The organism is Pseudarthrobacter humi (genome assembly GCF_024294965.1).
In the GTDB taxonomy this organism is placed as follows: domain Bacteria; phylum Actinomycetota; class Actinomycetes; order Actinomycetales; family Micrococcaceae; genus Arthrobacter; species Arthrobacter humi.
Window position 1 is genome coordinate 90,311 of record NZ_JANCLV010000011.1, and the last position, 18,780, is coordinate 109,090.

General features: G+C 66.0%; 16 protein-coding genes. 10 read left to right on the forward strand and 6 right to left on the reverse strand.

Annotation, left to right across the window (positions count from 1 at the left end):
* Positions 1–62 precede the first annotated feature (62 nt).
* Complete coding sequence (locus NFC73_RS15360; protein ID WP_254751547.1) at positions 63–1,775, forward strand: bifunctional 3'-5' exonuclease/DNA polymerase; 1,713 nt, start codon at positions 63–65, stop codon at positions 1,773–1,775.
* A gap of 136 nt (positions 1,776–1,911) precedes the next feature.
* Positions 1,912–2,112, forward strand: a complete 201-nt coding sequence (locus NFC73_RS15365) for a YegP family protein (RefSeq protein WP_254751548.1) — start codon at positions 1,912–1,914, stop codon at positions 2,110–2,112.
* Positions 2,113–2,185: 73 nt separating this feature from the next.
* Here the strand turns inward: NFC73_RS15365 and NFC73_RS15370 are convergent, their stop codons facing one another.
* From NFC73_RS15370 to NFC73_RS15380, 3 genes are read right to left on the reverse strand one after another with little or no spacing between them, the layout of a single operon-like run.
* The gene (locus NFC73_RS15370; RefSeq protein ID WP_254751549.1) at positions 2,186–2,863 is read right to left on the reverse strand and encodes an NUDIX hydrolase; all 678 of its coding nucleotides are present in this window, start codon (positions 2,861–2,863) and stop codon (positions 2,186–2,188) included.
* Positions 2,860–3,684 (reverse strand): endonuclease III, encoded by an 825-nt coding sequence (gene nth / locus NFC73_RS15375; RefSeq protein ID WP_254751551.1) that lies wholly within the window; start codon positions 3,682–3,684, stop codon positions 2,860–2,862. The genes NFC73_RS15370 and nth overlap by 4 nt, the downstream gene beginning before the upstream one ends.
* 8 nt (positions 3,685–3,692) lie before the next feature.
* The gene (locus tag NFC73_RS15380; protein WP_254751553.1) at positions 3,693–4,985 is read right to left on the reverse strand and encodes a hypothetical protein; all 1,293 of its coding nucleotides are present in this window, start codon (positions 4,983–4,985) and stop codon (positions 3,693–3,695) included.
* Positions 4,986–5,391: 406 nt separating this feature from the next.
* On the opposite strand from NFC73_RS15380, the gene acs reads away from it, so the two are divergent.
* Together acs and NFC73_RS15390 are read left to right on the forward strand one after the other, a co-directional pair.
* Positions 5,392–7,401 (forward strand): acetate--CoA ligase, encoded by a 2,010-nt coding sequence (gene acs / locus NFC73_RS15385; RefSeq protein WP_254751556.1) that lies wholly within the window; start codon positions 5,392–5,394, stop codon positions 7,399–7,401.
* Between the two features lie 178 nt (positions 7,402–7,579).
* Complete coding sequence (locus NFC73_RS15390; protein ID WP_254751558.1) at positions 7,580–8,365, forward strand: DeoR/GlpR family DNA-binding transcription regulator; 786 nt, start codon at positions 7,580–7,582, stop codon at positions 8,363–8,365.
* Between the two features lie 18 nt (positions 8,366–8,383).
* Here NFC73_RS15390 and NFC73_RS15395 read toward each other — a convergent pair whose 3' ends face one another.
* Positions 8,384–9,403, reverse strand: a complete 1,020-nt coding sequence (locus tag NFC73_RS15395; RefSeq protein WP_254751560.1) for a LacI family DNA-binding transcriptional regulator — start codon at positions 9,401–9,403, stop codon at positions 8,384–8,386.
* Positions 9,404–9,417: 14 nt separating this feature from the next.
* On the reverse strand, positions 9,418–10,620 hold the full coding sequence (locus NFC73_RS15400) for a Gfo/Idh/MocA family protein (RefSeq protein ID WP_254751562.1): 1,203 nt from the start codon (positions 10,618–10,620) through the stop codon (positions 9,418–9,420).
* A gap of 212 nt (positions 10,621–10,832) precedes the next feature.
* Between NFC73_RS15400 and NFC73_RS15405 the strand changes: the two genes are divergently transcribed.
* From NFC73_RS15405 to aroQ, 6 genes are all read left to right on the forward strand, one after another.
* Positions 10,833–11,798, forward strand: coding sequence for a carbohydrate ABC transporter permease (locus NFC73_RS15405; protein WP_254751563.1), 966 nt, complete (start codon positions 10,833–10,835; stop codon positions 11,796–11,798).
* Between the two features lie 11 nt (positions 11,799–11,809).
* Complete coding sequence (locus tag NFC73_RS15410) at positions 11,810–12,754, forward strand: carbohydrate ABC transporter permease (RefSeq protein ID WP_254751564.1); 945 nt, start codon at positions 11,810–11,812, stop codon at positions 12,752–12,754.
* Between the two features lie 92 nt (positions 12,755–12,846).
* Positions 12,847–14,187, forward strand: a complete 1,341-nt coding sequence (locus tag NFC73_RS15415; RefSeq protein WP_254751565.1) for an ABC transporter substrate-binding protein — start codon at positions 12,847–12,849, stop codon at positions 14,185–14,187.
* A gap of 168 nt (positions 14,188–14,355) precedes the next feature.
* On the forward strand, positions 14,356–16,566 hold the full coding sequence (locus NFC73_RS15420) for an alpha-galactosidase (RefSeq protein ID WP_254751566.1): 2,211 nt from the start codon (positions 14,356–14,358) through the stop codon (positions 16,564–16,566).
* A gap of 65 nt (positions 16,567–16,631) precedes the next feature.
* A complete protein-coding gene (locus tag NFC73_RS15425; protein WP_254751567.1) occupies positions 16,632–16,856 on the forward strand; it encodes a hypothetical protein in 225 nt (74 codons plus the stop codon).
* A gap of 193 nt (positions 16,857–17,049) precedes the next feature.
* Positions 17,050–17,529, forward strand: coding sequence for a type II 3-dehydroquinate dehydratase (gene aroQ, locus NFC73_RS15430; RefSeq protein WP_141141598.1), 480 nt, complete (start codon positions 17,050–17,052; stop codon positions 17,527–17,529).
* Positions 17,530–17,574: 45 nt separating this feature from the next.
* Here the strand turns inward: aroQ and NFC73_RS15435 are convergent, their stop codons facing one another.
* The gene (locus NFC73_RS15435) at positions 17,575–18,759 is read right to left on the reverse strand and encodes a MarP family serine protease (RefSeq protein ID WP_254751568.1); all 1,185 of its coding nucleotides are present in this window, start codon (positions 18,757–18,759) and stop codon (positions 17,575–17,577) included.
* Positions 18,760–18,780 lie beyond the last annotated feature (21 nt).

An 18,780-nucleotide genomic window follows, 5' to 3' on the forward strand; every position in this document is an offset into this window, starting at 1 on the left:
ACACATGTTGCCGGCATGGGATTGGGGCATGAATGTCCCCGCCACAGGGCAGAATTGGACCTATGTATCTGCTGCTCGCCGCCCACGCCCACGGCGCAGCCCTCCAGCAGGTCACCCAGGCGGGCGATCCCCACCCCGACCGCCCCGAACCTCGCCTCATCAGCGCAAGCGAGCTCGCCGCCGTCGTACGCCAGCTGGAGAACCGGCCCCGCGAGGCGCCACCCCGCTGGATCTGGAACCGGACCCAGGACTGGTACCCCACCCTGCTGGCGGCCGGCGTGGAACTGGAGCGCTGCTATGACCTCGGTTTGTGCGGCAATATCCTGGCGTATTCTCAGTTCACTGCCCACACGGAGTACGCGCGGAACGCCGACAAGGAACCGCTCGACAATCCCCAGGAGACGCCCCGCGCCCTACAGCCGCCGCCCCCGCCAGCGGATCAGGGGGCCCTCTTTGACGATGTCCGTCACCAAGCCCCACGGCAAGGCCTGGCGGAGCTCCGCACCGAATACGCCGCCCAGCAGGCTGCCCTGGCCGATGCGGCTCCGGACGAAAACAAGCGGAAGCGGCTCCGGCTGCTGCTGGCCGCCGAATCCGCCGGCGCCATGATCGCCGCGGAGATGCAGCACACCGGTGTCCCCTGGCGCGAGGACCTGCACGAGCAGATCCTGGCCGATTACCTCGGGCCGCGCCCGCCGTCCGGTCACCGCCCCGCGAAGCTGGAGGCCCTGAACACCGAGCTGCGGGGGCTGCTCAACTCGCCCGGGCTGAACCCGGACTCGCCGCAGGAGCTGATGCGCGCCCTGCATCGCAACGGCATCGAGGTCAAAAGCACGCGGCAGTGGGAGCTGATGGAGTCCAGCCATCCCGCCATCGAGCCGCTCCTCGCCTACAAGAAACTGTCCCGCCTGCACACCGCCAACGGCTGGGCCTGGCTGGACGCATGGGTGGCCAACGGCCGCTTCCAGCCCGAGTATGTCGTGGGCGGTGTGGTGTCCGGCCGCTGGGCGTCGCGGGGCGGCGGGGCCCTGCAGATCCCGCGCCAGATCCGCGGCGCCGTCCATGCGGATCCCGGCCACAAGCTCATCGTCGCGGACGCCTCCCAGTTGGAACCCCGGGTGCTGGTGGCCCTGGCGCAGGACTCCAAAATGGCGGAAGCGGCGCGCGACAAGGACCTGTACGCCGGCATCGCCGCCCAGGGTTTCGGCGGCGACCGCGCCAAGGCCAAGGTCGCCCTCCTCGGCGCCATTTATGGCGCCACCACGGGCGAATCCGGCCGCCTGATGCCGCAGCTGGCACGGACCTACCCCCGCGCCGTCGGCTTCGTGGAGCAGGCGGCGCGCGACGGCGAGGCCGGCGGCACCGTGACCACCCGGCTTGGCCGGAGCAGCCCGCCCCCGTCGGAAGGGTGGTACCGGAGCCAGCAGTCGGCCACTGCCGAGGAGCAGCGCCGCGCGGAATCCATTGCCCGTTCCCGGGGACGCTTCACCCGCAACTTTGTGGTGCAGGGATCCGCCGCTGACTGGGCGGCGTGCTGGCTGGCGGAATTACGACGGCGGCTGCGCGCCTTGCGTGCCGACGGTTCCGTTCAGGCGGAGCTGGTGTTCTTCCTGCATGACGAGGTGATGGTCCATGCCCCCGAGGCCGGCGTCCAGGCCTGCATCGGGGCCATCGAGGAAGCTGCCGCCGCCGCGAAGGAACTGCTGTTCGGTCCCATTCCGGTGGAATTCCCCGTCAGCGTGGCCGTGGTGGACTCCTACGACAACGCAAAATAGAAAATTCGGTTAGCCGGAAGAAACCTACCCGGGAGTAGCTGGCCGAAGCTCTGTGCCCATGGTTACATCGGAGCAGCGACTGAAGCAGACGGTCCAGCTATTCATGCAAAGACGCATATCAGGGGAGGTCCGGCCTATGGCGGGCAGGTTTGAAATACATCGTGTAAGTGACGAGTGCTATCGGCTCAGGCTTACCGATTCAAACGGGAATATCGTGGCGGTTTCGCCCGACTTCAAGCATCTCGGCGCCTTGAAGGACGGCATCAATGCCCTGCGTGAAAACGCGGCCACGGGCATTGTTGTTGATCTTCGGCAGCAGCCGGTCACCACCGGCTAAGGCGCCACATACACGGTGCACGCCCGGCGGACTCAGTCCCGCCGGGCCGCCCACGCTACGGACCACTCCGACGTTAGAAGACCACCTCGTGGAGCCGGGTCCGGTCCCACGGCACGGCCCAGCCCAGCTGCTCAAAGAGTCCATCCAGAATGATCCCGGTGAAGCCCCAGACCAGCACGCCGCTGACGGCGAAGGCGGGGCTGCTGAAGGTCCTGCCATCGCGGCTGACCGTGGCTGTCACCCGGTTGGCCGGATCCAGCAGGTCCCGGACGGGGATCCGGAAAACCTGGGCGGATTCGGCGTAGTCCACCACGTGCACCGGCGACGGCGACGCCCACCATCCGAGCACCGGCGTCACCAGGAAGTTGCTGCGCGCCAGCCCAAGCTCCTGAAGCACGCCCAGGACCTCCACACCTGCGGAGTCCAGTCCGGTCTCCTCCTCCGCTTCCCGAAGGGCTGCGGCAACCGGGGTTTCGTCCTCGTCGATGGAACCGCCGGGAAAGGCGACCTGGCCGGGGTGGGAATCCAGGGTGTGCGCGCGTTCCAGCAGCAGGACATCAAGATCCGCCGCCGCCAGGGGTTTGCCGGAGACCGCGGGAACGTCGTCCAGCACACCGAAAAGCATCAGGACTGCCGCCTTGCGGGCGATGGTTTCATCCACGGTCAGTGCCGCCCAGGCAGTGTTCGGCGCGGTGACGTCGCCGCTGTCCGATCTGCGCACCAGGTCGATCAGGTCCTGGCGTGCGCTCACGGGAGCCGCCTCTGCGATTCCATCCGGATTTCAGCGGCGCGGTGCGTCTCGGCCAACAACCGTTCCAGGAGGCTCTCGCTCCCGGGCGCCAACTCGTATTTAAGGAGCTTGGCAGCTTTGACGGGATCGGTCTCGCCCAACCCGTAGCTGGGGCACCAGTTCGCTACCGGACACGCGCCGCAGGCTGGCTTTCGTGAGTGGCACACCCTCCGTCCGTGGAACACCACACGGTGCGAGAGCATGGTCCAGTCCTTGGGCTCAAACAGTTCGGCAACGTCGGATTCGACCTGTACCGGGTCCTCGGACGTGGTCCAGCCGAAGCGCCGTGCGAGCCGGCCGAAGTGGGTGTCCACAGTGATCCCGGGGACGCCGAAGGCATTGCCGAGCACCACGTTGGCGGTCTTGCGCCCCACTCCCGGCAGCGTCACCAGGTCCTCCAGCCGGCCGGGGACCACGCCGTCGTACTCGTCCACCAGGCGGGTGCTCAGGGCCAGCACGCTCTTCGTTTTGGCCCGGAAAAAGCCGGTGGGCTGCAGGATCGCCTCCAGTTCGGCGGGATCGGCCTCGGACATGGCCCGGGCGTCCGGGTACCGCGCGAACAGGATCTTGGTGACCTGGTTGACCAGCACATCCGTGGTCTGGGCCGACAGGACCGTGGCCACGACCAGCTCGAACGGGTTCCGGAAATCCAGCTCCGCGTGGGCATAGGGATACTTCTCCGCCAGGGCCTTGTTGATCCGCCGCGCCCGGCGCTTCAACGCCAGCAAAGACTCCGGGGCTGCTGTGGCCGGGCCGGATCCGGGTCTACGGGACGTGGCCACGGGGCCGGCTAGCCGCGCTCGATGTTGCTGAGGTCGCGCAGCACGCCCACTCGTCCGTCGGTGTGCTGGACCAGGAATTCGTGGCCCCGGTCCTCCAGGGCCAGCACCCAGCCGCCCGGTTCAATCACAAAGGCGGGGGCGCCGGTCTGGGGGTCCACCGTGGTCCGGTGCTGTGCCACGGCAAACCAGAACGCCTCATGCGCCGGTTCTTCGTCCGATTCTTCAGGCCTGGATGCCGGATCGACGGTGGCGCCGATGGGCTCCACGCTGCGCACCTGCTGATGCACGGCCGTCGCGGCAGGTTCCGCGGCAGACTGGCGGGCCGGGGCAGCAACGCCTGTGCCGGCGTCGTGGGTTGCTGCTTCAGGGGCAGCGGCGGCGGACGCTGTAGCGGTCGGCGCGGGGGCAGCCGCAGCCGCCGTCGGGATGTCACCCGCAGAAGTCTCCGCAACGGCGGGCGCCGCGGAGGTGCCCGTCGCTGAAGGGGAAGGCACGACGTCGGCCGCCTGCGTTGCGGGGCTCGGGTCGCCAACAGGCGTCCACTCGCTGACCTCCGGGGCGGAAGAGACGGCAGCGGCTGCGGCCGGGGCGGAGGTGGGCGGAGCGGAGGTGGGCGCGGCGGCACGCGCAGAAGTTGCGGCAGCTGACGATGGGGCAACAGGCGCGGAAGCCTCCGGAACGGGCGCGGCCGCAGGCTTGGGTTCCTTGGGCGTGTGCGGCTTCGGCAGCGGGACAGCCGAGTCGCGCGCCATCACGTGAGCAGGGGTTTCGTCGCGCCCCAGGAAGTCGCCGGCGAAGTACGGAATGAAGCGGCTCAGCACGGTGCCCGCGAACAGCACGACGGAACCCACCAGGCCCACCAACAGGCTGGGCACAAAGGCCGCGGCCGTGGAAACGAAGAAGAACGCCAGTGCAAAGGAAGCCACCACAGATCCAAACTGGTCAACGGACAGTGAACCGATGCGGACCTTCGTGGCGGGAGCGAGCCTGCGGGCAGCAAAGAGTGCCGTGACAATCAGCGGCAGCACAATGCCGAGGCCCAGGAAGAACAGGCTGCCTGCGTTCCAGAGATTAAACCGGCCGAAGAAGATGGGCAGCAGCGAGGCGACCAGCAGAATGAGGGTGGCGGCGAAGACCGTCAGGTCCCGCAGCGTGAACGGACCCAACACGGCCTGGTTGGTGGTGCCCGGCTTGGCGCCGGCCGGCTTCTGCACGCCCTTCGCGGAGCCGCCTCCCGGGGTGCTGCCAGGCCCTGCCTCGGTTGCGCGGCCAAATTTCTGGCCGAAACTTTGCTGGTTCATTCTGTACTCCTTAGCGTGGCGGCACCGGGACGGTTCCGTCCCAAAACTGTGCCGTCCGAAACGGCGGCAGCGGCAGGGCCCGGCAGTAATACACCGGATCCGACAGCTCCATAGAAAGTCACAATTCAATCTCAGCCTAGTCAACCGCATGGCCGATCACTAGCTGATCCGCGGCGGCGGGACCCCGGTTCGCAGGGTCAATTAGCCATTCACCGCTAAATAAATGCCGTTCGCGGGCGCCTTTGTGACAGCGAACACATCGCGGCCCCGGCGCGTATTAGGCTTGATTCCGGAACAGCTCTTTGCGGAATGTCCGTGATCGGCCGCTGCCCAATGCCGCGCAAAGCGGCGGAGCACGGCCGGCGACGGCAGCCGCTGAAAAGACCGATGAATGATGAGGTTCACCATGTCTCAGGACACTCCCGGCTCCACGGCCACCGCCCCCGCAGCTTCCGTGCAGACCGATCAGCAGGGCGACGCCTTTGAGAACCTGCTGCACGAAAACCGCACTTTCGCCCCCAGCCCCGAATTCGCTGCAGACGCCGTCGTCACCGCCGCGGAGTATGAGGAGGCCGGCGCCGGCCGCCCGGCTTTCTGGGCGAAGCAGGCCCGCGAGCTGCTCACCTGGAGCAAAGACTTCGACCAGGCACTGGACTGGTCCAACCCGCCGTTCGCCAAGTGGTTCGTGGGCGGCGAGGTCAACGCCGCGTACAACGCGCTTGACCGCCATGTGGAGAACGGCCTGGGGGACCGGGTGGCCATCTACTTCGAGGGCGAACCCGGCGACACCCGCACCTACACGTACGCCCAGCTCACCGAAGAGGTCAAGAAGGCCGCGAACGCCTTCGAGTCCCTCGGCGTTGGCAAGGGTGACCGGGTGGCCGTCTACCTGCCCATGATCCCGGAGGCCGTCATTACGCTGCTGGCCTGCGCCCGCATCGGGGCCGTGCACTCGGTAGTGTTCGGCGGGTTCTCCGCCGACGCCCTGCGCTCCCGGATCGAGGACGCCGAAGCCAAGCTCGTTGTCACCGCGGACGGCACCTACCGCCGCGGCAAGCCCAGCGCGCTCAAGACCGCCGTGGACGAGGCCCTCGCCGCCGACGGGCACACGGTCCAGAACGTTGTGGTGGTCAAGCGCAACGGCCAGAACGTGGACTGGCACGAGGGCCGGGACCATTGGTGGGCAGACACCGTGGAACTGGCCTCCACCGAGCACAAAGCGGTGGGACACGACTCCGAGCACCCGCTGTTCATCCTGTACACCTCCGGCACCACGGGAAAGCCCAAGGGCATCCTGCACACCACCGGCGGCTACCTCACGCAGGGCGCCTACACCCACAAGGCCGTGTTCGATCTCCACCCCGAAACGGATGTCTTCTGGTGCACGGCCGACGTCGGCTGGGTCACCGGTCACACGTACGTCGCCTACGCCCCGCTCATCAACGGCGCCACCCAGGTGATGTACGAAGGCACCCCGGATTCCCCGCACCAGGGCCGCTGGTGGGAGATCATCGAGAAGTACAAGGTCTCCATCCTGTACACCGCCCCCACGGCCATCCGGACGTTCATGAAGTGGGGCCGGGAGATCCCGGACAAGTACGACCTGACTTCCCTGAGGGTCCTGGGTTCCGTGGGCGAATCCATCAACCCGGAAGCGTGGATGTGGTACCGGGACGTCATCGGCGGCAACAAGGCACCGATCGTGGACACGTGGTGGCAGACCGAAACCGGCGCCCAGATGATCGCCCCGCTGCCCGGCGTCACCGCCACGAAGCCCGGCTCGGCCCAGACCCCGCTGCCCGGCATCGCGGTGGACGTCGTTGATGAGCAGGGCGAATCCGTGCCGGACGGCCACGGCGGCTTCCTGGTGATCCGGGAGCCCTGGCCCGCCATGCTCCGCGGCATCTGGGGCGACCCCGAACGGTTCAAGGAGACCTACTGGTCCCGCTTCGAAGGCATGTACTTCGCCGGCGACGGCGCCAAGAAGGACGAGGACGGCGACATCTGGCTCCTGGGCCGCGTGGATGACGTCATGAACATCTCCGGGCACCGGCTCTCCACCACCGAAATCGAATCCGCCTTGGTATCCCACCCCTCCGTGGCCGAAGCCGCCGTTGTGGGCGCCGCGGACGAGACCACCGGCCAGGCCGTCGTCGCGTTCGTGATCCTGCGCGGAGACGCCGTGGACTCCGGGGACGCCACCATCGCCGAACTCCGCAACCACGTGGGCAAGGAAATCGGGCCCATCGCCAAACCCAAAACCATCCTCGTGGTCCCGGAACTGCCCAAGACCCGCTCCGGCAAAATCATGCGCCGCCTCCTCAAGGACGTCGCAGAAGGACGCGAAGTAGGCGACGCCACCACCCTGGCCGACAACACCGTCATGGCCCAGATCGCGGCGTCACTGCGGAAGTAGCCTGTCCCGGGGCAGGGAAGGTCGGTCATCCCCCGCGTGCTAGCTCGTTCCTCGCTTCTGACGCACGCTTCCGGACAACCGACCTTCCCTGTCTATCGCCCCATCGCCGCCGGCCGGTTCCGGGGCACCCTAGACTTGGTGCAGTTCTGTCCCCTGGCTTATAAGGATGGCTTTTCAGATGCTCCCCGCTGCACGACATCAGGCGATTGTGGATGCTGTCCAGCGCGATCGGGTGGTTCGTGTGTCCGACTTGGCGCAGCAGTTGGGGGTTTCGCTGATGACAGTGCGCCGGGACATTGAACTGCTGGAGGAAGGCGGCCGGCTGGAGCGCATCCATGGCGGCGCCAAGGTCCCTGGGGATGTCAGCACGCATGAGCCTGGCTTCGAGCTCAAGTCCACCCAGCTGACCGTAGAGAAACGCGCCATCGCACTGGAGGCTGCCGGCCTGGTGCATGAGGGCATGGCTGTCGGTCTCAGCGCCGGGACCACCACGTGGGCCCTGGCCAAGGAACTGGTCAACGGCCCACGGATCACGGTGGTCACCAACTCCGTGCGCATTGCTGACCTCTTCCACCACGCCGCGTCCGGCGGCTCGGCCCGCTTCGCGTCCACCGTGATCCTGATCGGCGGCGAGCGCACGCCGTCGGACGCTTTGGTGGGACCCATCGCGACCGCGGCACTCAAGCAGCTGCACCTGGACATGTTGTTCCTGGGCGTACACGGCATGGACGCCGACGCCGGCTTCACCACCCCCAACCTGTTGGAGGCAGAGACGGACCGGGCGTTCGTCGCCGCCGCCCGGAAAACTGTGGTCCTCGCCGACCACACCAAGTGGGGGCTCCTGGGCATCAGCACCATCGCCCCGCTGGACGCGGCCGATGAGGTCATCAGCGACGCCGGGTTGGGCCCCGAAGCCCAGCGCATCCTCGGCGAGCGGGTGGGCAAGATCCGGATCGCGGGCTAGCGGACAACCAGCCCTGGTTCAGGGACAGCCGCAGGACTGGCGGACGTGGAGTTTCGTGGCGAAGATCCTGTGCCGGGGTTCCTCCCCGCGGCGGGCGCCCACGAGTGCCGCCACGGCCGCTTCAGCCATGTCGGCCACGGGCTGTTCCACGGTTGTCAGCGGCGGCCACGAGTATTCGGCTTCAACGGAACCGTCGAAGGACGCCACAGCGATCTGGCCGGGCACTGCCAGGCCGGCCTCATGCACCGCCCGCAACAGGCCGATCGCCTGCATGTCCGAGGTGGCGAAGATTGCCGTGGGCCGGTTGACCGATGCCAGCAGGCGCTGCCCCGCAATATAACCGCCGGGCCGGGTGAATTCGCTGTACACAATGGGTCCCTCCGGGAGGCCCGCATGCTGCAAAGCCTCTCGCCAGCCCACTTCGCGGCCGTCGGTGCTGCCGGAGACGTTGGTGCCCATCGCCAGGCCGATGTTGGTATGGCCATGGCCAATCAGATGCTCCACGGCCATCCGGGCGCCGGCGGCCAGGTCCACGCCGATGCTGTTGAAACCGGGGGCATCCCGTTCCTGGTTCAGCAGCACCGACGGGATGTCTGCCGTTTCCAGGACCTCAAGATCGGGTTCAAAGAGGACACTGGCCAGAAGCACCCCGTCCACCTGCCGGGCAGCGAGGTTGCGGATGTTTCGCCGCTCCTTGGCCATGTTCCCGTCCGAGTTGCTGAACACCAGGGCATAGCCGAGGGCTGCGGCTGCGTCCTCCACCGCATGGGAGAAGAGTGCGAAGAAGGGGTTGGAAATGTCCGGGACGACGAGCCCCAGAGTCTCGCTGGATCCAAGTTTGAGGGCCCTTGCGGCGGCGTTGGGGCGGTAACCCAGGACGCGGATGGCGTCCTGGACCTTCGCTTCGGTGGCGGGGGCCACTTTCTTGGGCCCACGGTTGACCACGTAGCTGACGACGGCGGTGCTGACGCCCGCGTACCGGGCAACATCCTTGCGGGTCACCGGGCCGCGCGGGGCCTGCACTATTGGAGTCGTCATGGTGTCCATGCTAGCTATCGGTTCCCCGGGGCGTCGCCGAAGTCGCGGATGGGCAGCCGCTCCCCGCCGCGGAGGGCGGACTGGTGCGCCACAATGCCCGGCAGCGTGAACCGGGCGGCAACCCAGGCATTGACCGGCGGCAGGGTGCCGGTGTTGACCGCTGTCACGAAGTCATCCACCAGGAAGTGGTGGCTTCCCTCGTGCCCGTTCGGTGCGCCGTGGAACTCCTCCGGCAGCCGGTCTGCGTCATGGACCGGCGAGAGCCCGGAGACGAAGGCGTCCCTCAGTTCGGGCGCAACGTTGGCCAGCGACGGGTCATCCAGGGACATAGTGGGCCGTGATTCCAGCTGCTCGGAAATGTCATGGACGTCTTCCTTGTCCTGCCAGACCGAGACGTTTGCGAGCTGTTCAAAGCTCGCCTCCGTCCCGAAAAACCGGAAGCGGGACTCCCTGATGTGTGAGGGATATCCCACGCGGCGCATCTCATTGGTGCGCATAACGCCGCCGTCGTTAAGTTCAAAAAGGGCAGTGGCGTTGGAGAAGTCGTTGCCGAACATACTGACCTCCTTGTCGAAGACGCCGTCGTTGCGGTCATCCTTGACTCCGACGCAGCTGACGCTGACGGCATGGGCCGGGACGGCACCGAGGACTCCGCCCACCGCGTGGGTCGGGTACAGCATCGGCGGGTAGCTGGCGGTTTCCTTCCAGCGGTCACCGCCGCTGTACTGGTAGGCATCGTAGAAGCCCAGGTCCATGTCGTGGACGTAGTCCCCTTCGGTGTAGAAGATCCGCCCGAAGCGGCCGGCTGCATGCTGCTTGCGTGCATAGACGGTGGCCGGGTTGTAGTAGCTGGTCTCCCCCATCATGTAGACCAGGCCGGTTTCGCTGACAGCGCCGATGATCCTGGCGATTTCCTCCTCGGAAATGGCCATGGGGACGGCGGAATAGACATGTTTTCCGGCGCGGAGCGCCTTCTCCACCAGCGGACCGTGCGTCCAGCGCTGGGTGAAGATGGCCACTGCGTCGACGTCGGAGGCGAGAAGGTCTTCGAAGCTCGGTTTCGACCCCGCCAGGTGATATTGGTCCACTGCCTCGGCCGCCCGTTCCGGAAGCTCATCCACCACGTGGACGGTGCTGACGCCGGGGTGGAGATTGAAAAGGTGCGCGAATTGGCCGCCGAACTGGCCAACTCCTACTACGCCGATTGAAAACGTCATTGTTTGCCTTCCCTGGGTGATGTGAGGAGCGCCGGGCAAGCGCTGTCCATCAGAATTCCCAGTGTTCCATTCGAATCTACTCGAGTCAATACCCTAGCAACTGGATAAATCCCCTCAAATGCAGCGTTGAATCTAACGCTTGCCAGCTTCGATCTACTCGTGTAGATTTCACATCAGTTGTTACCCACATCACAGTCAGGAAAGGGTCGAAGATGACCACCCTTACCAAGCAGCAACGGGACCCGGCAGGCCGGGCGGCACGGTCCAAGGCAGGAAAGCCCGGGAGTACCCGGAAGAAGGGCCTCACGCACCGGATGGGTGATCTGCGGATCGCGATGGTGTTTATTTTCCCGGCGATGATCGGGTTCGTGGCGTTTTTCCTGATTCCCACGATCAGGGGTGTTTACCTCAGCTTTACCGAGTACAGCATCCTGGGTGATCCGACCTGGATCGGGATCAAGAACTACACAGCGATTTTCGCCGATGAACTGTTCTGGAACGCGATGAGCGTGACCCTGCAGTACGTGGCGCTGAACATCGGTTTCCAGACCGTCATTGCCCTTGGCCTGGCGCTGCTGATGCACCGGGTCGCGAAGTCCACGTTCATCCGGGGAGCACTGCTGCTGCCGTTCCTGGTGGCCAACGTGATTGTCGCCCTCCTCTGGTTCTGGATGCTCGACTACCAGCTGGGCATCGTCAACGAAATCATCAGCTGGCTGGGCGGGCCACGCATCGCGTTCTTCGGCTCCGAGCAGTGGGCCATTCCCACCATCGCCTTCGTCAACGTCTGGCGCCACATGGGCTACACCGCCCTGCTGATCTTCGCCGGACTGCAGTCCATCCCCAGCCACGTCTACGAGGTCGCCTCGCTCGACGGCGCATCGCCGACCCGGACGTTCTGGTCCATCACCATGCCGCTGCTGCGCCCGGTCCTGGTGTTGGTCCTTGTGGTCACTGTCATCGGATCCTTCCAGGTCTTCGACACCGTGGCCGTCACCACCGCAGGCGGCCCTATCAACGCCTCCCGCGTCATCCAGATGTACATCTACCAAAAAGCGTTCACCGAGTCGGACTTCGGGTACGCCTCCGCACTCTCTGTCATTCTCTTCGTCATCCTCGCCCTGGTCGCCTTCGTCCAGATGAAGTTCCTCAAGGGCAACGAATCGGACCTGGACTAAGGACCCCCGCCATGACCACTTCGACTCCGTCCCGCCGCGACCCGGCCGCCCCCGCCCGCACCGCCATCATCAAGCCCCGCAAGCCGTTCAACTGGCGACGCGCCGGGGCCTGGACCCTGGTGGCCATCGCGCTGGTCGTCACCGTCGCCCCGTTCCTGTGGATGCTCCGCACCGCACTCTCCAGCAACCACTCCCTCGCCGCGAACGCCGGCAACCTCCTGCCGGCCGACTTCAGCTGGGGCGCCTTCAAACGCGTCCTGGGCCTGCAAACCCCCGAGGAAGCCATCGCCGAAGGCGGCTCCGGAGCTGCCATCAACTTCTGGATGTACCTGCGCAGCTCCATCATCGTCTCCACCCTGGTCACCGCCGGACAGGTGTTCTTCAGCTCCATGGCCGCCTACGCCTTCTCAAGGCTGCGCTGGCCCGGCCGGGAAAAAGTGTTCGCCCTGTTCCTGGCCACCATGATGGTCCCGCCGATCTTCACCGCCCTGCCGAACTTCCTGATGATCAAAAACCTCGGACTCCTGAACACCTACGCCGGCATCATCCTGCCGTTCCTGTTCATGACCCCGTTCGCGATCTTCTTCCTGCGCCAGTTCTTCCTCTCCATGTCCCGGGAAGTGGAGGAAGCTGCCATGCTCGACGGCGCCGGCAAGTTCCGCATCTTCTTCAGGATCGTGCTGCCCAACGCCGGCGCCCCCATGGCCACCCTGGCCCTGCTGACCTTCATCGGCACCTGGAACGAATACTTCTGGCCGCTGCTGGTGGGCCAGGACGAATCCGTCCGGGTCCTCACCGTAGGACTGGGCGTCTTCAAATCCCAGTCCCCCCAAGGCGCCCCCGACTGGTCCGGCCTGATGGCCGCCACCCTCATCGCCGCCCTGCCCGTCCTGATCCTGTTCATCGCCTTCGGCAAGAAGGTAGTGAATTCCATCGGCTTCTCCGGCATCAAATAACCCCACATATGTTCCAACCGCTCCACCGTTTCCCCGTTCCAACCGCTCCACTGTCCCCTCGTTCCTCCCCCGCAAGAACCGAAAGGTCCACCATGAAGAAAACCCTTGGCGTCGCCGCTGCTGTCGCTGCCATCGCCTTGTCCCTCTCCGCTTGCGGAGCACCCGCTCCGACCTCCACCGAGGCCAAAGGCGAGATTAACTACTGGCTCTGGGACGCCAACCAGCTCCCGGCTTACCAGCAGTGCGCCGACGATTTCACCAAGGCCAACCCGGACATCAAGGTCAAGGTCACCCAGCGCGGCTGGGACGACTACTGGACCACCCTGACCAACGGCTTCGTCGCCGGAACAGCGCCGGACGTCTTCACCGACCACCTCGCCAAATACCCCGAGTTCGCCTCCAAGAAGCAGCTCCTCGCCCTGGACGACGCCGTCAAGAACGACAAGCTCGACCTGGACATCTACAACAAGGGCCTCACAGACTTGTGGGTCACCGAAGATGGCAAACGCTACGGCCTGCCCAAGGACTGGGACACCGTCGCGATGTTCTACAACAAGAAGCTCGTCGCTGACGCCGGCTACACGGAAGAGCAGCTCCAGGGCCTGGACTGGAACCCGAAGGACGGCGGCAGCTACGAAAAGGCCATCGCCCACCTGACCGTGGACAAGAACGGTGTCCGCGGCGACGAGGCCGGCTTCGACAAGAACAACGTCGCCGTTTACGGCCTGGGCCTGGAAAACTCCGGCGCCGGTACCGGCCAGACCCAGTGGAGCTTCCTCAGCGCCACCATGGGCTGGACCCACACGGACAAGAACCCGTGGGGCAAGGACTTCAACTACGACGACCCCAAATTCCAGGAAACCATTGCCTGGTGGACCGGACTCGTGGACAAGGGCTACATGCCCAAGCTTGAAACCACCGTGGGTGCCAGCGTGACTGACAACTTCGGTGCCGGGAAAGCCGCCATCAACACCAACGGCTCTTGGATGATCGGCCAGTACACCAGCTACAAGGGAGTGGAAACCGGCATCGCCCCCACACCCAAGGGACCGGACGGCAAGCGCGCGTCCATGTTCAACGGCCTGGCCGACTCCATCTGGGCCGGCACCAAGAACCCGGCAGCCTCCATCAAATGGGTCGAATACCTCGCCTCGGCAAAATGCCAGGACGTAGTGGCGTCCAAAGCAGTAGTGTTCCCTGCCATCACGTCCTCCTCCGAGCTCGCCGCCAAGGCATTCGAGGCCAAGGGCGTTGACGTCAGTGCCTTCACCACGCACGTCAAGGACGAGACCACGTTCCTCCTCCCGATTGCGGACAAAGCGGCCAAGGTCGAGGGCATCATGAAGCCTGCCATGGACGCTGTGCTCTCCGGCAAGAAGCCGGTCAGCTCCCTGAGCGATGCCAACGAACAGGTCAACGCCCTCTTCAAGTAGGCCTGGTCCCCCAAAAGGCGTGACTGCGGTATGGGCCGCAGTCACCCGCTCCGGATGCCGCCGTTCCCTCCCTTGCGACGGCGGCATCCGGACACGCGCATTCCAACAGCACCGACACCGTCCTGTGTCAGTGAACGCACGCCATGATCAATGAAATGAGAAATACCTATGGACCCCCTCCACCTCCGTTCCGCCGGCACCAGCCTGGTGATCAGCTTCAACAGCGGGGAGGCCGAGGTCATCCATTGGGGCGCGGATCTTGGCAGCACCCTGCCGGACCTCGCCATCCTGGGCGAACCCATCCCGCACTCCGCCATCGACGCCAACGTGCCCGCCGGCCTCCTGCCGCAGGCATCCTCCAGCTGGCGGGGCCGTCCCGCCCTTCGCGGCCACCGCATCGCCGACGGCGTCTCCGGCCTTGACTTCTCGGCCCGCCTCCGCGTCGTGACAGCGACCGCCGAGGGCAATTCCGCCGTCATCGTCCAGGCTGATTCCGACGCCGGCCTCACGGTCTCGTCCGCCCTGACTCTGCACGACGGCGGCCTGCTGGAGCTGCGCCATACCCTCACCAACGGCGGCGCCACGCCCTACCAGCTCGACGAGCTCGCCACCGTCCTCCCGGTGGCGCCGGACGCCGTCGAACTCCTTGACCTGACCGGGCGCTGGTGCCGGGAACGCCATCCGCAGCGCCGCCCCATCCAGCAGGGCACCTGGGTCCGCACCGGCCGGCACGGCCGCACCGGACACGATTCCTCGCTGCTGTTCGCCGCCGGCACCGCCGGGTTCGGCAACCGACATGGAAAGGTCTGGGCCACGCACCTGGCCTGGAGCGGGAACCACGAACAGTTCGCCGACAGCATCGGCGACGGCCGCACCATGATCGGCGGCTCCGAGCTCCTGGGCCCGGCCGAGGTCATCCTTGCACCCGGCGCCAGCTACACCACGCCGGCGCTGTTCGCCGCGTACTCGGACCGCGGCCTGGACGGCATCAGCGAGGCGTTCTACAGCTGGTTCCGGTCCCGCCCCCACCACGTACTCCCCGCAGCCGGCACGGCCACCCCGGGCAAGCCCCGTCCCGTGGTGCTCAACACCTGGGAAGCGGTCTACTTCGACCACAATCTGTCCACGCTGATCGAACTCGCGGACTCCGCCGCCGAACTGGGCGTGGAGCGGTTTGTGCTCGACGACGGCTGGTTCCGCGGCCGCCGCGACGACCACGCCGGACTGGGCGACTGGTACGTCGACGAATCACTCTGGCCCGACGGCCTCACGCCCCTGATCGACGCCGTCACCTCCCGCGGGATGGAATTCGGGCTCTGGGTGGAACCGGAAATGGTCAACCTGGACTCCGACATTGTCCGCGCAAACCCCGAATGGATTGTTGGCCCCTCCGTCCAGAGCTACAAGGACGGCGGCCGGCTGCCGCTTGAATGGCGGAACCAGCATGTGATCGACCTCGTGAACCCGGACGCCTGGAAGTACATTTTCGACCGCGTCGACGCCCTCCTGCGCGAGAACAACATCAGCTACCTCAAGTGGGACCAGAACCGGGACCAGCTCGAGCACGGCCACGCCGGCCGCTCCTCGGTCCACGAACAGACCCTCGCCGCCTACCGGCTCTTCGACGAACTCAAGAAGTCCCACCCCGGCGTCGAGATCGAAAGCTGCTCCTCCGGCGGCGCCCGCGTGGACCTGGGCATCCTGGAACGCACCGACCGGATCTGGGCCTCGGACTGCAACGACGCCCTCGAACGGCAGACCATCCAGCGCTGGACCGGACTGGTAGTCCCTCCGGAGCTCGTGGGAGGGCACGTCGGCCCCACCACCTCGCACACCACAGCCCGCACGCACGATCTGTCCTTCCGCGCCATCACGGCACTGTTCGGCCACTTCGGCATGGAATGGGACGTCCGCGGGGTCCAGGGCGCCGAACGCGAAGAACTCAAACGCTTCATCGGGATCTACAAGGAACACCGCGGCCTGATCCACTCCGGGCGCATGGTCCGCGCGGACGTCCCCGACGATTCCCTGATGCTGCACGGCGTGGTTGCCCCCAGCGGCGCCCCGCAGGGCACCGATCTCCCGGGCACGACGGCGGCCCTGTTCGCCCTGGTCAGCACCAGGACAGCTTTCGCCGAGCAGCCCGGACGGATCACCATCCCCGGCCTGGAACCGGAGCAGGACTACCGGGTGGAAGCCATCTTCCCGACGCCCGGAGACGCCGACTACGCCCACACCTTCACCCAGGTCCAGCCGCCGGCCTGGCTGGCGGACGGGGCGGTGGCCGGTGGCCGTTTCCTGGCCGAAGTGGGCCTGCCGATGCCCATCCTCAACCCCGAACACGCCCTGCTGCTGAAGGCGACGATGGTCGAGGCTTAGCATCGGTCCTTAGCCGACGCTACTTCCCCGTACCGCGCCACTCCTCCCACCAACAAAGAGGTCCCATGCGTCTTCCCTCGATTGACCTGCGCGACTACCCCCACGGCAGTGACCTCCACGGCCAGTCCCTGAACTGGCTCTACGCCAACGGGCTCGACCCTTTCGCCACCACCCCAACCGAAGTCATGATCGTCGGGGAACACCTCACCGTCCAGATATCCGGCAGTACCTGGCGAACCCTCCGCATGCAGGCACCACCCGAAAAATATGGACTGACACGCAGAGCCTGACTCGTTCAGGCCAGGCGTCAGGTTTTCGCGTCATGAATGCATGCGGCGAGGCCCGGCGGTGGCTTGACACGGTTCCCGCGCGACGGATTCGGCACCATCATTCACCGGCCCGGTCCACGGACGCCGGAAATCCGGCCTGGTCGAATGGCCGGGACCGAATGATGGTGCAGAATCCGGCGGGTAGATTGGAGCCATGACTGACGTTTCCTCCCCTGACTCCGCATCTGCCTCCGCTGCCGGGCGCGGCACGATCCTTGTGATCAACGGCCCCAACCTCAACCTGCTGGGTACCCGTGAGCCGGAGAAGTACGGCACCTCCACCCTTGCGGACGTGGAGCAGCTGGCAGCCACTGCGGCGCAGGCCCACGGCTTCACGGTGGAATGTGTCCAGTCCAACCATGAGGGTGTGCTCCTGGACGTCATCCATGCAGCCCGCGGTACCGCCGTCGGGATTGTGCTGAACGCCGGCGCCTTCACCCACACGTCCGTGGCCCTGCGCGACGCCCTGGCAGCGGTGCAGCTTCCCGCCGTCGAGGTCCACATCACCAACGTGCACCAGCGCGAAGAATTCCGGCACCACTCCTTCTTGTCCCCGGTGTGCGCCGCGGTGATCGTGGGAGCTGGCGTGTTCGGCTACAAGCTCGCCATCGATTACCTGGCCGAAGCGCTGTAGCCCGGCGCTGAGTGGCGCAGGCTCGTGTGGCTCAGGCCGCCCGGGCTACTTCTGGATGCACTGCCCGGAGGAGACCGGAGCGCTGAGGCTGGCGGCTTGGGATGCGACCGGGAACAGGTCATTCATGGTGATCGCGAAACCCATTTCAGCGTCCGAGGTTGCCTTGGCGAAAATAACGCCGGCCACCAGTCCCTCCATCGTCAGCAGCGGGCCGCCCGAGTTCCCGGGCTGGACGTTGCCGGCCAGGCGGTAGATCTCTTCCGGGGCAGGGTTTTCGCCGTAGATGTCGGGCACCAGAACCGAGGTGATGTCCTGGACCATGGCGGGGTTGGACTGGAACGGACCGCCGTGAGGGTACCCGGCAAAAGCTGCCGGGCTGCCGTTCGGAAGGTCGGACGTCAGCGTGAGTGGTTCGGAAGGCAACCCGTCAACGGCCAACACGGCGAGGTCGTGCCTGGTGTCGAAGTACACCACCCGCCCGGGCATCGCGCCGCCGTCGGGAATTTCAACCACCGGCTGCGACACGCCCGCCACAACATGGGCGTTGGTCACAACCCGGCCAGGGGATACCACAAAGCCGGTGCCGGTCTGGTTCTGCCCGCATTGGTAGGCGGTTCCGGCTATTTTCAGGACTGACTGTGCGGCCCGGTTCAGCGCCGGAGTATCGGTGCTGGCGTTCGGCACCGCCACTGGCTGCCCCTGGTCCAGGCCTTCCAGCAGCGTGGGGATTCCGTTCCCGATCACCGTTGACCGCAGCTGCGCCATGGTGGTCTTCAACGGGACAGGGGTCAGCCCGTCGATGTACCGGATCACTTTGGACTCGGCCAGTTGCTGGGACACAAACGGAACGCCCAGGGCGCTGACGCTGAAGGCAAGCATGGACATGACCAACGCCGAGACCACCACATTGACGGCCCCGCCCACCAGGCGGTCCACAGCACGCAGCGGCTTGATCCGCACTGCGCCGCGGATTTTGCGCCCGATCATGGTCCCGAGGCCATGGCCCAGGGCAATCAGAACGACGGCGGCGGCCACGATGGCGGTCAGCCTCCAGCCAGAGTCTTCCACGAAGTTGCTGACGAGTGGAACGGCAAAGAAGGCAGCCACGGCGCCCGCGGCAAAGCCGGCGATACCCCCGAGGGTTACCAGGAAGCCGTTGCGCAGGCCATAGATCAGGTAAGACAGCAGGGCCAGGATCAGCGCCAGGTCCAGAACAGTCAAGCCAAACACTGAGCGCTCCTCTAATACGGT